The sequence below is a fragment of the Pseudomonas entomophila genome (assembly GCF_023277925.1).
GTDB classification, from domain to species: domain Bacteria; phylum Pseudomonadota; class Gammaproteobacteria; order Pseudomonadales; family Pseudomonadaceae; genus Aquipseudomonas; species Aquipseudomonas entomophila_D.
The window spans coordinates 2,710,425-2,722,588 of sequence record NZ_CP063832.1 but is presented as its reverse complement, the minus strand read 5'-3'; the positions used below and the strand labels follow the sequence as shown (position 1 = coordinate 2,722,588).

Genomic DNA, 12,164 nt, shown 5'->3' with positions numbered 1-12,164 from the left:
CCGGCTTGCCGGCGAAGCTGTTGGCGGCAGTCTAAAAGGCGCAGCCAGCGCTGTCTGTCGCGCACCTCGCGTCAATTGTCGCCAGGCTCTCGCCGCAAGGCCAACGGCGAGCTGCCGAAGGCGCGCAGCATTGCCGCACTGAACGCACTCTGCGAGCCATACCCCACCCGCGCGGCGATCTCGCCCACTGGCAGCGCCGTCTCGCGCAACAACCGTCGAGCCATGAGCAACCGCCGCTGGCGAATGTAGTCCATCGGTGTCATGCCGCACTCGCGGGTAAACCGCGCATGCAGCCGCGCGCTCGACAGCCCGGCCAGCCGCGCCAGGTCCGCAACCTGCAGCGGGTGGGCAGCATGGCGTTCGATATGGGCGTCGAAGGCGGCGTAGGGTAGGCGCGTGCTGGCGATCACCGGTACACACGCCTGCGTCAGGCTGGCCAGCAGCAGGACGGCACCCTGGCGGGCGATCAGTGGGTCTTCCACCGGGCTGCTCGCCAGCCAGTCCACCAATTGCTGTTGACGGCTGTCGAGGGTCAGGGCGCCGGGGCGGTCGAGCAGGCGTCGACTGTTGTCGGCGTGGCCACCCAGGTGTTCGCCCAGCCAGTGCTCACCGGGCACATCCAGGACCAGGCAGTGGCTGCCGGAGGGGCTACCGCAGGTGTGATGCGCGCCAGCCGGTACCACCATCAGGTCCTGGCGCTGCAGCTGTGCGCCACGGCCCTGTACTTCGAAGTCCAGGCGCCCGGCCAGGCTGAACACCAACTGTGGGTGGTCGTGACTGTGGGCGATCAGGTCGTGGCGGTAGTGGCGCAGCGAAAGCAGCGAGCCGGTGCTCATGGGGGGCTTCCTCGGGGGCAGGTGGGCAGTGTACACCCAGTGCCGGGCCCCTCGCAGGATGGTCATGGGACTGCCACCGCCCTGTCATGCGTGCCTGCCAGTCTCCAGCAAACAGTGCCGGAGCCTGCCCATGACCCATGCCGAACTCGCCCGCCCGTCACGCAAGCAGCGTGTGCGCACCCTGTGGATCTCCGATGTGCACCTGGGTACCCGGGATTGCCAGGCCGAGCACTTGTCGCGCTTCCTCAAGGGCTACCAGGCCGATCGCATCTACCTGGTCGGCGACATCATCGATGGCTGGAAGCTGCGGGGCGGCATTTACTGGCCGCAAGCCCACACCAATGTCATTCGCCGTTTGCTGACCATGAGCAAGCGCGGCACCGAAGTGATCTACGTCACCGGCAACCATGACGAGTTCCTGCGACGTTACTCCAAGCTGGTCCTGGGCAATATCCAGCTGGTGGACGAGGCGGAGCATCTGACGGCGGATGGCCGGCGCCTGCTGGTGGTGCATGGCGACCAGTTCGATGTGATCACCCGTTACCACCGCTGGCTGGCCTTTCTGGGCGACCGGGCCTACGAGTTCACCCTGGTGCTCAATCGCTGGCTCAACCATTGGCGGGCGCGCTACGGCTATGGCTATTGGTCGCTGTCGGCCTACCTCAAGCGCAAGGTCAAGGGCGCGGTGAATTTCATCAGCGATTTCGAGGATGCGATTGCCCATGAGTGCACCCGACGTGGTTTCCAGGGGGTGGTGTGCGGGCACATTCACCACGCCGAGATCCGCCAGGTAGGGGCGGTGGAGTATCTCAACTGCGGTGATTGGGTGGAGTCCTGCACGGCGCTGATCGAGCACTGGGACGGGCAGATCGAGCTCTACCGGTTTGCCGAGGCCCAGGCGCGTGAGGCGGCAGAACAATTGGCGTCACTGAGCGAGCCGGCCTGACCCTGCCTTTTCAGGGGCTGCTTCAGCTGCGATCACCCGCGAAGCAGGTGCCAGGTACCGCGATGCCTGCATCACGGCTGAAGCCGCTCCTACAAGGCTGCCTTGTAGACCGACTGCCGTGGCTGGGCGAACACCCGTTCCAGCATCGGCTCGAAGAACGGAAGCGGCAGGCTATCGTAGTCGGGGTCGAATGCCGCCGCGTCATAGCGGGCACAGAATTCAATGGTCCGCTGGTACTGCGGGTGCTCGCTGAACTGCTCGCGCAGATGCCGATCCATGCCCAGGTGGTGGAAAAAGTAATACCCCTGGAAGATCCCGTGCTTCTCGACCATCCACAGGTTCTCGGCGCTGACGAAGGGCTTGAGGATGGCCGCAGCAATGTCCGGATGGTTGTAGCTGCCCAGTGTATCGCCGATGTCATGGAGCAGGGCGCACACCACGTACTCCTCGTCACGCCCGTCACGGTGGGCACGGGTGGCGGTCTGCAACGAGTGGCTCAGGCGGTCGATGGGGAACCCGCCGAAATCACCGTCCAGCAGGCGTAGGTGCGCCAGGATTCGTTGCGGCAACTGGCGGGAATACGCGCGAAAGTCGTCGGCGATGATCGCCCAGTCCTGGGCGGTGCCGTCCTGCATGTGGTTGAAGCTCGCTTGCCTGTTCATCACCTGGCCCCCGTGCCTGCCGGAACATGCCGCCAGTGTTGGGCAAGCCCCGGGCGTTGGCAGTGGCCAGGCGGGACGCGAACCTGGCCCTGCGGGCCGATCAGAGGCTGATGCGCCCTAGCAGGATGTCGCGAAACATGGCGAAGTCGCCCACCAGGCTGTACCAGGGGTGGGTGAAGGTGGCCGGGCGGTTCTTCTCGAAGAAAAAGTGCCCGACCCAGGCAAAGCCGTAGCCGGCCAGCGGCACGGCCAGCAGCAACAGCCATTTGCCGCTGGCGAGGGTGTAGGCGAGCAGGGCGATCACCAGGCTGGTGCCGACGAAGTGCAGACGGCGGCAGGCGGCGTTGCTGTGCTCACCGAGGTAGTAGGGGTAGAACTCGGCAAAACTGCGGAACTGCGCGGTGCGGGTCATGGCGGTGCTCCGGAAGTCGCGGGTGCCTACAGCATACACGGCGTGGAGCCTGAATCGAGTCTAGAGTCACTGATGGCCCCGGCCAGTGACAATGAGCGCCAATTGAGTATCCTTTCGGTTCACCGCAGGAGCGGTCAGCACAAGAAGCCTGTCATGAGTGAGAGAACCACGTCAGCCAGCTGGGCATCAGGGATCGTCAAGGCGCTCGAGCTCGAAGGGCTCGATTGCCGGGCCATGTTCAAGCAACTGGGGTTGGACTTCAGTGCGCTGGACGACCCAGATGCGCGTTTCCCCCAAGATGCCATGACGCGCCTGTGGCAGTTGGCGGTCGAGTTGTCCGGCAACGAAGCCATCGGCCTGAACATGGCCAGGGTGGTGCGGCCGGCCTCCTTTCATGTGGTGGGCTATGCACTTATGTCCAGCCGCACCCTGGCCGAAGGCTTCGAACGCTTGGTGCGGTACCAGCGGATCATCGCGGAAAGCTCCGACCTGAGTTTTCGCCTTGGCCCCGAAGGCTACGCCCTGGTGCTCACGGTACATGGCGATCACCTGCCGCCGACCCGCCATAGCGCCGAAGCTTCACTGGCCTGCGCGCTGTCGCTCAGTACTTGGCTGAGCGGCCGGCCCATCCAGCCGCGGCGCGTATTGATCCAAGGGGCGCAACCGCACAATGTCGAACCGTACAGGGTGGCGTTCCATGCGCCGCTGGTATTTGGCGCACCCCACGATGCGCTGGTGTTCGAGCGCGCCGACATGGAGGCGCCGCTGCCCACGGCCAACGAGGCGATGGCAGTGCTGCATGATCGGTTTGCCGGCGAGTACCTGGCGCGCTTCTCGGAGAGCCGCGTGACACATCGGGTGCGCCAGGTGTTGTGTCGTATCCTGCCCCAGGGCGAACCCAAGCGTGAAACCGTGGCGCAGGCGCTGCACCTGTCGCAGCGCACTTTGCAGCGCCGTCTGCAGGACGAGGGCACCAGTTTCCAGACCCTGCTGGACGACACCCGTCGGGAGCTGGCCGAGCAGTACCTCGCCCAGCCAGGCACGACCTTGCTGGAAACCGCCTACCTGCTGGGTTTCGCCGACCCGAGCAACTTCTACCGAGCGTTCCGCCGCTGGTTCGACGCCACCCCGAGCGAGTACCGCGCGCGCTTGGTGATCAGTGACGCCAGAACGCTGGCATGCACAACACCAGCACCGTGATGATTTCCAGGCGGCCGAGCAGCATGCCCGAGGAGAGGATCCACTTGGCGGCGTCCGGCAGGCTGGCGTAGTTGCCGGCCGGGCCGATCACCTCGCCCAGGCCAGGACCCACGCCCGATACCGTGCCGGCGGCACCGGTCAGCGCGGTCATCCAGTCCACCCCCAGCAGCGACAACAGCAGGGCGATGATGCAGATGGTGATGGCGAAGAAGAACGAGAAGGTCAGGATCGATCGCACGATCTCTTCGTCGAGGCGGTGGCCGTTGTACTTCTGCTTGATCACCGCGCGCGGATGGATCAATTGGTTGAGGTTGGCCTTGAGCAGGATGTAGGCGACCTGGAAACGGAAGATCTTGATGCCGCCCGCCGTGGAGCCGGAGCAGCCGCCGACGAATCCGAGATAGAAGAACAGCATCAGCGAGAAGTTGCCCCACATGCTGTAGTCGCCCAAGGCAAAGCCGGTGGTGGTGACCACCGAGGTGACGTTCAGCGCCACGTGGCGCAGGGCGTCGAGCCAGTGCAGGTCGGTGGTGGCCCAGTACCAGGTGCCCAGTACCAGCCAGGTGGTCACCAGCATGGCGAGCAGGCCCTGAACCTGCTGGTCTTTGATCAGTGCCTTGCGGTGGCCGCGCAGGGTGGCCACGTACAGGGTGAACGGCAGGCTGCCAAGGATCATCACCACCACTGCGACCCAGTGCACTGCCGGGATGTCCCACTTGGCCAGGGACTGGTCGGAAGTCGAGAAACCGCCAGTGGAGATCGCCGACATGGCATGGTTGATCGCGTCGAACGGGCTCATGCCCGCCCACCAGAAGGCCAGGCTACCGAACACGGTGATGCCGACGTATACCGCCACGATCGACTTGGCGACCATGTGCGAGCGCGGCATGACCTTCTCCGAACGGTCGGAGGACTCGGTCTGGAACAGGCGCATGCCACCGATGCGCAGCAACGGCAGGATCGCCACCGCCATGCCGATGAAGCCGATGCCGCCCAGCCAGTGCAGCATCGAGCGCCACATGAGGATGCCCGGCGACATGGTGTCCAGCCCACTGAGCACGGTGGCGCCGGTGGCGGTGATGCCGGACATGCTTTCGAAGAAGGCGTCGGTGTAGCTGATGTGTTGCGTCAGCAGGAACGGCAAGGCGGCGAACACACAGACCACCAGCCAGCTGCTGACGGTCAGCAGGTACATGTCGCGGGGGCGCAGGTGTACGTGCTCGGGGCGTCCTGGCATGACCAGGCCGAGCCCTGCGACGAAGGTGATCAGGCTCGACCAGAGAAACGACGGCATGTCGCCGGTGCGCTCGAAGACCACCAGGGTCGCCATGGGCACGACCATGCTCACCGCCAGGGTGATCAGGAAGATGCCGATGATGAAACCAATGATCCTAAAGGTCGGCAATGCCATGTGATCTGCCCTGACTCGCAACGGAAAGGGCGCCATTCTACCTGTGGGGGTGGTGATGTAAACGCGTGATCGAGCTCGCTCCCACGATGGCGGCGCAATAGTGCAGAATGGCCGCACTTTCAACTTGCCAGGAGGGTAGCCGATGGAGGCTCTCGACGCATTGCTCAACCGTGTTTCCGTGCCACGCCTGACCGACCCGGCGCCCAATGCCGCCCAGCGCGAAGCGCTGTTCCAGGCCGCGTTGCGCGCACCGGACCATGGCCAGCTGCGTCCCTGGCGTTTCCTGACTATCGAGGGCCAGGGGCGGGAGAAGCTCGGCGAACTGTTCGCCGAAGCGGTGCAGGCCAAGGGCGATGCCACCCAGGCCGCGCTGGACAAGGCCCGGGCGATGCCGCTGCGGGCACCCTTGCTGATCGTGGTGGTCGCCCGGTTGCAGGACCATTTCAAGGTGCCGAAGATCGAACAGCGTTTGGCCGCCGGCTGCGCCGCCCATGGCATTCTGATTGCGGCTCATGCCCAAGGCATCGGTGCGGTGTGGCGCACCGGCGACATGGCCTTCGATGCCCATGTGCACAGGGGCTTGGGGCTGGAGGCGAACGAGGAAGTGATCGGCTACCTGTATGTTGGTACGCCGATGGGCGAGCCGCGCACGGCACCGGTCCTGGAGACCGCCCGGTTTGTCAGCGCCTGGGGCGAGTGAGGCAGAAGGGGGCTGCTACGCCGCCTATCGCGAGTAAACCCGCCCCCACAGGGGCGCGCGGCTTTGCCGCAACCTCGTAGGAGCCAGCCTTGTTGGCGATGCCCGGCATAGCCGGGCCAGGGTCTTTCAGCCAGCATTGGCCTCACTGGGCAACTCCAGTGTTGCGACGAAGCCACCCTGCGGGTGATTGCCCACGGTCAGCGTTCCACCATGGCGCTCCGCTGCCTTGCGCGCAATCGCCAACCCCAGCCCATGCCCCGGCGCGTCCTGCCCCGGCGCGCGGAAGAACGGCTCACCCAACTGCGCCAGATATTCCGCCGCCACCCCGGGCCCATGGTCGCGCACGCTCAGCACGATGCGATCCTGTTCGTGGCGGGCATGCACCTCGATCGGCTGCCCTGCCGGGTTGAACCGCAAGGCATTGCGCAGCAGGTTATCTACCGCCCGCTCGATCAAGGTCGGCCACCCCTGCAACACCAGGCCCGGCTGTGCGTCCAGCTTCACCTCCTGCTCCGGCGCGCTGAGTTGGGCGTCCTTGCGCACGCCGCCCAGCAGGGCATTGAGGTCCACACGTTCAGCGTGGGCCTGCTCGGCGTCGACCCGGGCCAGCACGAGGATTTCGCTGATCAGGTCCTCCAGGCGATCGCATTCACGGGTCAGGCGCGGCCACAGGGCCTGGCGTTGCTCGGGCTCGGCGCGCTCTGCCAGGGCCAGGGCGATGCGCAGGCGCGCTAGCGGTGAGCGCAGTTCGTGGGAGACATCGCGCAGCAACTGGCGCTGGCTGCCGATCAGGCTTTGCAGACGGGCGCCCATCTTGTTGAAGTCGTTGGCCAGCACACCAAACTCGTCACGGCGCACGGCCAGGCGGGCCAGGCTGTTCTGCTGGTAGCTGGCCTGCCCCAGGTCGTGCACAGCGCCGCGCAAGCGGCTGAGTGGTCGGGTGATCGACAGGGTGACCAGCAGGCTGAACAGGGTCAGCACCACCAAGGCTATCCCCAGGGCGCTGAGTGGCCAGATCAGGCTCTCGCGATGCCAGGCGGCCAGCTCCGGATGGGGGATGCGGTAGATCAGCAGGTAGGTTTCGCCGCTGGTGGGGCTGGTGTATTCCTCGGTCAGGCGGCGCCAGGGCAGGCGGCGTTCGTCATTGTGCTGGCGCGCCTCGAAGGCGGCGGCGCGGCGCGGGAAGGTGCCGGGTACCACGGCGTCTCCGCTGTCGTCGAGCACCTGGACGTCGATCCGGTAACGTTGCTTGCGTCGCTCCAGAAAGCGCTGGGATGACTCCAGGCCTTCCTGTTCATAGTGCTGGGCCCAGTGACTGGCCAGGTTGTTCAAGCCTGGGTGGCGGCTGAGGATCCAGGCATCCTGGTTGAGCATATGGCCGAGCAGGATCGACAGGCCGGCGACCAGGGTGATGGCCAGCCAGAAGCTGGCCAGGATGCGCCAGAACAGTGAACGCAAGACAAGCACCTCCATGAAGCGAGCAATGCCCGGCCTGCACTGTTGCGGGCCGGGCTGCGGGTGGACAGCTTACTGGGCCTTGGTGGCTTTTTCAGCTTTCCAGGCCTGGAACTCCTGCCATTCGGCCTTGCGCGCGGCACGTTCCTTCTGCAGTTCGTCGAACTTCTTCTGCTGATCGGGCTTGAGCAGGGCGCGGATCTGGCCCTCGGTCTTGTCGTGGCTGGCCTTGATCTCGTCCTTCATGGCCTTCTGATCGGCGGCGGGCAGCTTGTTGATGTAGCGCTCGGTGATGTCGCGGCGCTGTTGCATCTGCTCACCCATCAGCTTGCCGATCTGCTGGCGTTGGTCGCGGCTCAGGTCCAGTTGGGCGAAAGGCGCGTCACCGCGATGATGCGGGCCGTCGTGACGCGGGCCGCCTTCAGGCATGGCCATGGCCACGGTCGGCAGGGCGGCGGCGAACATCAGGGCGATAAGGGTCTTGCGCATGGTTTCTCTCCTGTCATGGGCCGGTGGTTACCGGATGAGTTCAGTCTAGGGAGATCAAGGTCAAGGGCGGTCAGGCGAGGGTAAAGGCTGGGTAAAGATGCGGGGTGGGGCATAAGCACTCTATAGGAGCGGCTTTAGCCGCGATACAGGCATCACGGTGCCTGGCACCCGCTTCACGGGTGATCGCGGCTGAAGCCGCTCCTACAGTGATCAGAGGCTGTAGTAGTAGCCGCGGCTGCGCAGGGCAACGATACGGGGGCGGCCGTCGGGGTGTGGGCCGATCTTCTTGCGCAGGTTGCTGATGTGCATGTCCAGGCTGCGGTCGTAGAGGGTCAGCTTGCGGCCCAGGCCGATCTGCGCCAGCTCCTGCTTGTCCAGCGGCTCACCGGGCTGGCGTAGCAAGGCTTCGAGAATGCGGCTCTCGGAGAGCGTGAGAGTCATCTCGCGGCCATCGATGCTGACCACGCCGCGCACCGGGCTGAAGGCCAGGTCGCCGACCTCGACCTGGCTGCTGGGGGCGCTGGGGTGGCTGCGGCGCAGCACCGCACGCAGGCGTGCGGTGAGCTCGCGAGGGTCACAGGGTTTGGCCAGGTAATCGTCGGCGCCCAGTTCCAGGCCCAGGATGCGGTCCAGCGGCTCGCCACGGGCCGAAAGCATCAGCACCGGCAAGTCGGTATGTTCGCTGCGCAACTGCTTGAGCAGTTCCAGGCCGCTGCCATCAGGCAGCATGACATCCAGCACCACTGCCGCCGGGGCTTGGGTGGCCAGGGCCTGGCGCGCGCTCTGGCCATCGTGGCAGGCACGTACCGCAAACCCTTCCTGGGTCAGCCAGCTGCCGAGCAGCTCGCACAGTTCCTGGTCATCATCAATCAGTAACAGCTCGCTCATGTTTCACTCAATTCAACCATTGACGGCGTCTTCTGTGTCCGCCGCTGGCTAAGATACCGCAGACTGCCGACAACAGTGCAACGACCGAACCGATCAGGAACCATTGCTGCTGGTCGGTAAGCAGGCGCTGGGGCAGGCTGGCGCCGGCCTGCAGTTCCTTGATGGCCTGCTTCAGGCGCTGGTTATCCTGGCGCAGGCGGGCCAGTTGGGCGCTTTCGCGCGTGCTGTCCTGGTTCTGCAACTGCTGGTTCAGCGCATTGCGTTGCTGCTCGCTTTCTTCCAGGCGCTGCTGCAGCTCGGTGATCCGCGCCCCGGCTTCCAGCGACAGCGGCTGCTCGGCCACGGCGAGAGGGGACAGCAGTGACAGGCAAAGCAGCAGGGACATCGGACCTTGACGCATTGGAACTCCTGATTCGTATCGGTTCAGGAGGTTGTCGGCCGTAGGTCGGAAATTTTGAATAGGCGTACTGCGTAAACCGTAGGAGCCAGCCTTGCTGGTAAACCATGCACTGCGCTGGCTGGCACCGGCTATGCCGGTGTTCGCCGGCAAGGCCGGCTCCTACGGCGCTGGCGCTTAAGGCAGGACTTGCTTGAACGGCTTGACCACGACCTTTTCGTAGACGCCCGCAGCAATGTACGGGTCCTGGTCGGCCCAGGCCTGGGCGGCGGCCAACGAGTCGAACTCGGCGACGATCAGGCTGCCGCTGAAACCCGCTGCGCCCGGGTCGTTGCTGTCGATGGCCGGGTGCGGCCCGGCCAGCACCACGCGGCCTTCGGCCTTGAGCTGTTGCAGGCGCTCGATGTGGGCGGGGCGGGCGGCCAGGCGTTTTTCCAGGGAATTTTCGACGTCGCTGGCGATGATGGCGTAGAGCATGTCAGTCCTTGGTTTTGGAGGTGGTAGGGTCGGTATCGTGCAGGTGGCGCGACAGGTAGACACCCTGGGCCACCAGGAAGATCACGGTCATGCCCAGGCTGCCGAACACCTTGAAGTCGACCCAGAAGTCCTGGAAGGTGAAGGCGACGAACAGGTTGGCGGCGCCGCACACCAGGAAGAAGCCGATCCACGCCACGTTCAGGCGGTTCCAGACCGTTTCGGGAAGTGTCAGGGCGTGGCCCATGATGCGTTTGATCAGCACCCGGTCGCCGATGAAATGGCTACCAGTGAAGGCCAAAGCGAACAGCCAGTTGACCACCGGCGCTTTCCACTTGAGGAAGGTTTCGCTGTGGAAGGCCAGTGTGAGGCCGCCGAACACCAGGCAGGCGACCAGGGTGAGCAATTGGCCCTTTTCCAGCTTGCCGTGGCGCAGGAACAGCGCGCCGTAGACCACCACGGAGCTGACGATCAGCATGGCGGTGGCGCTGTAGATCCCGCCGAACTCGAAGCCGTGGCCGGCGAATTCGACCGGGCGCGGGTCCAGTTTGTAGACGATGAAGAACAGCAGCAGCGGGATGAAATCGATGAATTGTTTCACAGTGGCAGCCAGAAGCGGGATGTGGCGGCATAATAACAAACATCGATTCCGGCGAAAGCGCTCCTCCATGAATGTTGATCTGCACTGTCACAGCACGGCCTCCGACGGCGCCCTGTCGCCCACGGCGCTGGTCGCCCGGGCCCACGAGCACGGGGTGCGGACACTGTCACTCACCGACCACGACACCCTCGAAGGCCTGCCCGAGGCGCGCCAGGCGTGCGCCGAGCAAGGCATGCAGTGGGTCAGCGGTGTCGAGCTGTCATGCACCTGGGGCGGTGCGACCATTCATGTGCTGGGCTATGATTTCCCGTTGGATGCGCCACCCTTGCTCGAAGCTATCGACAACCTGCACCGTGGCCGCTGGCTGCGCGCCGAGGAAATCGACCGCAAGCTGGCGGCCAAGGGCATGCCTGGCGCGCTCGACGGCGCCCGGGCCGTGCAGCAGGAACTGGGCGACAGCGGCAACGCCCCGGCGCGCCCGCACTTCGCCGAATTCATGGTGCGTGCCGGCTTCGTCAAGGACCGTGGCGAAGCCTTCCGCAAGTGGCTGGGGGCCGGCAAGCTGGGGGACGTCAAGCTGCACTGGCCGACGCTGGAGGAAACCGTCGCCACGCTACGCCAGTCCAATGCCTGGGTGAGCCTGGCCCACCCCATGCACTACGAACTGACTCGCAGCAAGCGCAGACGGCTGATTGCCGACTATATTCAGGCAGGCGGGCAGGCACTGGAAGTGGTCAATGGGATGATGCCGCCCGAGCAGGTGGGGACGATGTCCATCCTCACCCGTGAGTTCGGCCTGCTGGCGAGTGCCGGCAGCGATTTCCACGGCCCTGGCACCTGGGGCGAGATCGGTGCCTACCGGCCCTTGCCCGAGGACCTGCCACCTCTGTGGCGCCGATTCCGACATGAACAACCTATGGCGGTATGAACAGGACGACTTCGTGAGCCAATTTTTCCAGATTCATGCGGAAAACCCGCAGGCGCGCCTGATCAAGCAGGCTGTCGAGATCATCCGCAAGGGTGGGGTCGTGGTCTACCCGACCGACTCGGCCTATGCGATGGGCTGCCAGATCGGCGACAAGAACGCCATCGAGCGTGTCCGCCGCCTGCGTCAGCTGGACAAGAACCACAATTTCACCCTGCTGTGCTGCGACCTCTCGCAGATGGGCACCTTCGCCAAGATCGACACCGCAACCTTCCGTCTGCTCAAGGCGCACATTCCAGGCCCCTACACCTTCATCCTCAATGCCACCCGTGAAGTGCCGCGCCTGCTGATGCACGAAAAACGCCGCACCATTGGCTTGCGCGTCCCCTCTAACCCAATCGTCCTGGCCTTGCTCGAAGAGCTCGGTGAGCCATTGATGAGCGTGAGCCTGATCCTGCCGGGCGATGAAGAGCCGATGACCGCCCCTTACGAGATCCGTCAGCGTCTGGAACATCACGTCGACCTGATCATCGATGGCGGCTTCGGTGACCTCAAGGCATCCACTGTCATCGACCTGTCCGGCGACGAACCTGCGTTGATTCGCGAAGGTTGCGGCGACCCCACTCCGTTCCTGGCCAACGCGTGAGCCAGGTGGAAGCGCCCGAGGCGCCGGCCATCGAGGCTGAAGCGCCGTTCCAGCTGCAACTGGCCCTGGTCTACGGCGAAGCCCTGACCGAAATGCCGGTTGACCTGTATATCCCGCCGGAC

At 64.9% G+C, this 12,164-nt stretch carries 15 protein-coding genes; 5 read left to right on the top strand and 10 right to left on the bottom strand.

The window, feature by feature from the left end; genetic code table 11:
- Positions 1–71 precede the first annotated feature (71 nt).
- Positions 72–836 (bottom strand): AraC family transcriptional regulator, encoded by a 765-nt coding sequence (locus IM733_RS11835; protein WP_248920982.1) that lies wholly within the window; start codon positions 834–836, stop codon positions 72–74.
- A gap of 130 nt (positions 837–966) precedes the next feature.
- On the opposite strand from IM733_RS11835, the gene IM733_RS11830 reads away from it, so the two are divergent.
- Entirely contained in the window at positions 967–1,782 is an 816-nt protein-coding gene (locus tag IM733_RS11830) for a UDP-2,3-diacylglucosamine diphosphatase (protein ID WP_248920981.1), read from the top strand.
- 89 nt (positions 1,783–1,871) lie between these two features.
- Here the strand turns inward: IM733_RS11830 and IM733_RS11825 are convergent, their stop codons facing one another.
- Both IM733_RS11825 and IM733_RS11820 read right to left on the bottom strand, forming a co-directional pair.
- Positions 1,872–2,444 (bottom strand): HD domain-containing protein, encoded by a 573-nt coding sequence (locus IM733_RS11825; RefSeq protein WP_248920980.1) that lies wholly within the window; start codon positions 2,442–2,444, stop codon positions 1,872–1,874.
- Positions 2,445–2,544: 100 nt separating this feature from the next.
- Positions 2,545–2,856 (bottom strand): DUF962 domain-containing protein, encoded by a 312-nt coding sequence (locus IM733_RS11820; RefSeq protein WP_248920979.1) that lies wholly within the window; start codon positions 2,854–2,856, stop codon positions 2,545–2,547.
- Between the two features lie 153 nt (positions 2,857–3,009).
- On the opposite strand from IM733_RS11820, the gene IM733_RS11815 reads away from it, so the two are divergent.
- Positions 3,010–4,056 (top strand): AraC family transcriptional regulator, encoded by a 1,047-nt coding sequence (locus tag IM733_RS11815; protein WP_248920978.1) that lies wholly within the window; start codon positions 3,010–3,012, stop codon positions 4,054–4,056.
- Here the strand turns inward: IM733_RS11815 and IM733_RS11810 are convergent.
- On the bottom strand, positions 4,013–5,467 hold the full coding sequence (locus IM733_RS11810; protein WP_248920977.1) for a TrkH family potassium uptake protein: 1,455 nt from the start codon (positions 5,465–5,467) through the stop codon (positions 4,013–4,015). The genes IM733_RS11815 and IM733_RS11810 overlap by 44 nt on opposite strands.
- Before the next feature lie 142 nt (positions 5,468–5,609).
- On the opposite strand from IM733_RS11810, the gene IM733_RS11805 reads away from it, so the two are divergent.
- A complete protein-coding gene (locus IM733_RS11805) occupies positions 5,610–6,167 on the top strand; it encodes an NAD(P)H nitroreductase (RefSeq protein WP_248920976.1) in 558 nt (185 codons plus the stop codon).
- Between the two features lie 126 nt (positions 6,168–6,293).
- Here the strand turns inward: IM733_RS11805 and IM733_RS11800 are convergent, their stop codons facing one another.
- The 6 genes from IM733_RS11800 to IM733_RS11775 all read right to left on the bottom strand — a co-directional run bounded on the left by IM733_RS11800 (position 6,294) and on the right by IM733_RS11775 (position 10,471).
- Positions 6,294–7,640: a sensor histidine kinase gene (locus tag IM733_RS11800; protein ID WP_248920975.1), complete on the bottom strand. Its 1,347-nt coding sequence runs from the start codon at positions 7,638–7,640 to the stop codon at positions 6,294–6,296.
- A 54-nt stretch (positions 7,641–7,694) separates the two neighbouring features.
- Positions 7,695–8,111 (bottom strand): Spy/CpxP family protein refolding chaperone, encoded by a 417-nt coding sequence (locus IM733_RS11795; protein WP_011534991.1) that lies wholly within the window; start codon positions 8,109–8,111, stop codon positions 7,695–7,697.
- 210 nt (positions 8,112–8,321) lie between these two features.
- Entirely contained in the window at positions 8,322–8,999 is a 678-nt protein-coding gene (locus IM733_RS11790) for a response regulator transcription factor (protein ID WP_248920974.1), read from the bottom strand.
- A 7-nt stretch (positions 9,000–9,006) separates the two neighbouring features.
- On the bottom strand, positions 9,007–9,399 hold the full coding sequence (locus tag IM733_RS11785; RefSeq protein WP_248920973.1) for a translation initiation factor 2: 393 nt from the start codon (positions 9,397–9,399) through the stop codon (positions 9,007–9,009).
- A 174-nt stretch (positions 9,400–9,573) separates the two neighbouring features.
- Positions 9,574–9,873 carry a YciI family protein gene (locus tag IM733_RS11780; RefSeq protein ID WP_248920972.1) on the bottom strand — a complete coding sequence of 100 codons (300 nt, stop codon included), beginning with the start codon at positions 9,871–9,873 and terminating at the stop codon, positions 9,574–9,576.
- Position 9,874: 1 nt separating this feature from the next.
- Complete coding sequence (locus tag IM733_RS11775; RefSeq protein WP_248920971.1) at positions 9,875–10,471, bottom strand: septation protein A; 597 nt, start codon at positions 10,469–10,471, stop codon at positions 9,875–9,877.
- Positions 10,472–10,538: 67 nt separating this feature from the next.
- Here IM733_RS11775 and IM733_RS11770 point away from each other — a divergent pair, with 67 nt between their 5' ends.
- The gene (locus IM733_RS11770) at positions 10,539–11,399 is read left to right on the top strand and encodes a PHP domain-containing protein (RefSeq protein ID WP_240064351.1); all 861 of its coding nucleotides are present in this window, start codon (positions 10,539–10,541) and stop codon (positions 11,397–11,399) included.
- A gap of 13 nt (positions 11,400–11,412) precedes the next feature.
- Positions 11,413–12,042 carry an L-threonylcarbamoyladenylate synthase gene (locus IM733_RS11765; RefSeq protein ID WP_248920970.1) on the top strand — a complete coding sequence of 210 codons (630 nt, stop codon included), beginning with the start codon at positions 11,413–11,415 and terminating at the stop codon, positions 12,040–12,042.
- Positions 12,043–12,164: the final 122 nt, after the last annotated feature.

Excerpts from the sequence above, each read along its gene's own strand:
- IM733_RS11780 (WP_248920972.1), bottom strand. The coding sequence starts at position 9,873 with ATGCTCTACGCCATCATCGCCAGCGACGTCGAAAATTCCCTGGAAAAA.
- IM733_RS11830 (WP_248920981.1), top strand. The coding sequence starts at position 967 with ATGACCCATGCCGAACTCGCCCGCCCGTCACGCAAGCAGCGTGTGCGC.
- IM733_RS11795 (WP_011534991.1), bottom strand. The coding sequence starts at position 8,111 with ATGCGCAAGACCCTTATCGCCCTGATGTTCGCCGCCGCCCTGCCGACC.
- IM733_RS11820 (WP_248920979.1), bottom strand. The coding sequence starts at position 2,856 with ATGACCCGCACCGCGCAGTTCCGCAGTTTTGCCGAGTTCTACCCCTAC.
- IM733_RS11815 (WP_248920978.1), top strand. The coding sequence starts at position 3,010 with ATGAGTGAGAGAACCACGTCAGCCAGCTGGGCATCAGGGATCGTCAAG.
- IM733_RS11810 (WP_248920977.1), bottom strand. The coding sequence starts at position 5,467 with ATGGCATTGCCGACCTTTAGGATCATTGGTTTCATCATCGGCATCTTC.
- IM733_RS11835 (WP_248920982.1), bottom strand. The coding sequence starts at position 836 with ATGAGCACCGGCTCGCTGCTTTCGCTGCGCCACTACCGCCACGACCTG.
- IM733_RS11770 (WP_240064351.1), top strand. The coding sequence starts at position 10,539 with ATGAATGTTGATCTGCACTGTCACAGCACGGCCTCCGACGGCGCCCTG.
- IM733_RS11785 (WP_248920973.1), bottom strand. The coding sequence starts at position 9,399 with ATGCGTCAAGGTCCGATGTCCCTGCTGCTTTGCCTGTCACTGCTGTCC.
- IM733_RS11805 (WP_248920976.1), top strand. The coding sequence starts at position 5,610 with ATGGAGGCTCTCGACGCATTGCTCAACCGTGTTTCCGTGCCACGCCTG.
- IM733_RS11790 (WP_248920974.1), bottom strand. The coding sequence starts at position 8,999 with ATGAGCGAGCTGTTACTGATTGATGATGACCAGGAACTGTGCGAGCTG.
- IM733_RS11800 (WP_248920975.1), bottom strand. The coding sequence starts at position 7,640 with ATGGAGGTGCTTGTCTTGCGTTCACTGTTCTGGCGCATCCTGGCCAGC.
- IM733_RS11825 (WP_248920980.1), bottom strand. The coding sequence starts at position 2,444 with ATGAACAGGCAAGCGAGCTTCAACCACATGCAGGACGGCACCGCCCAG.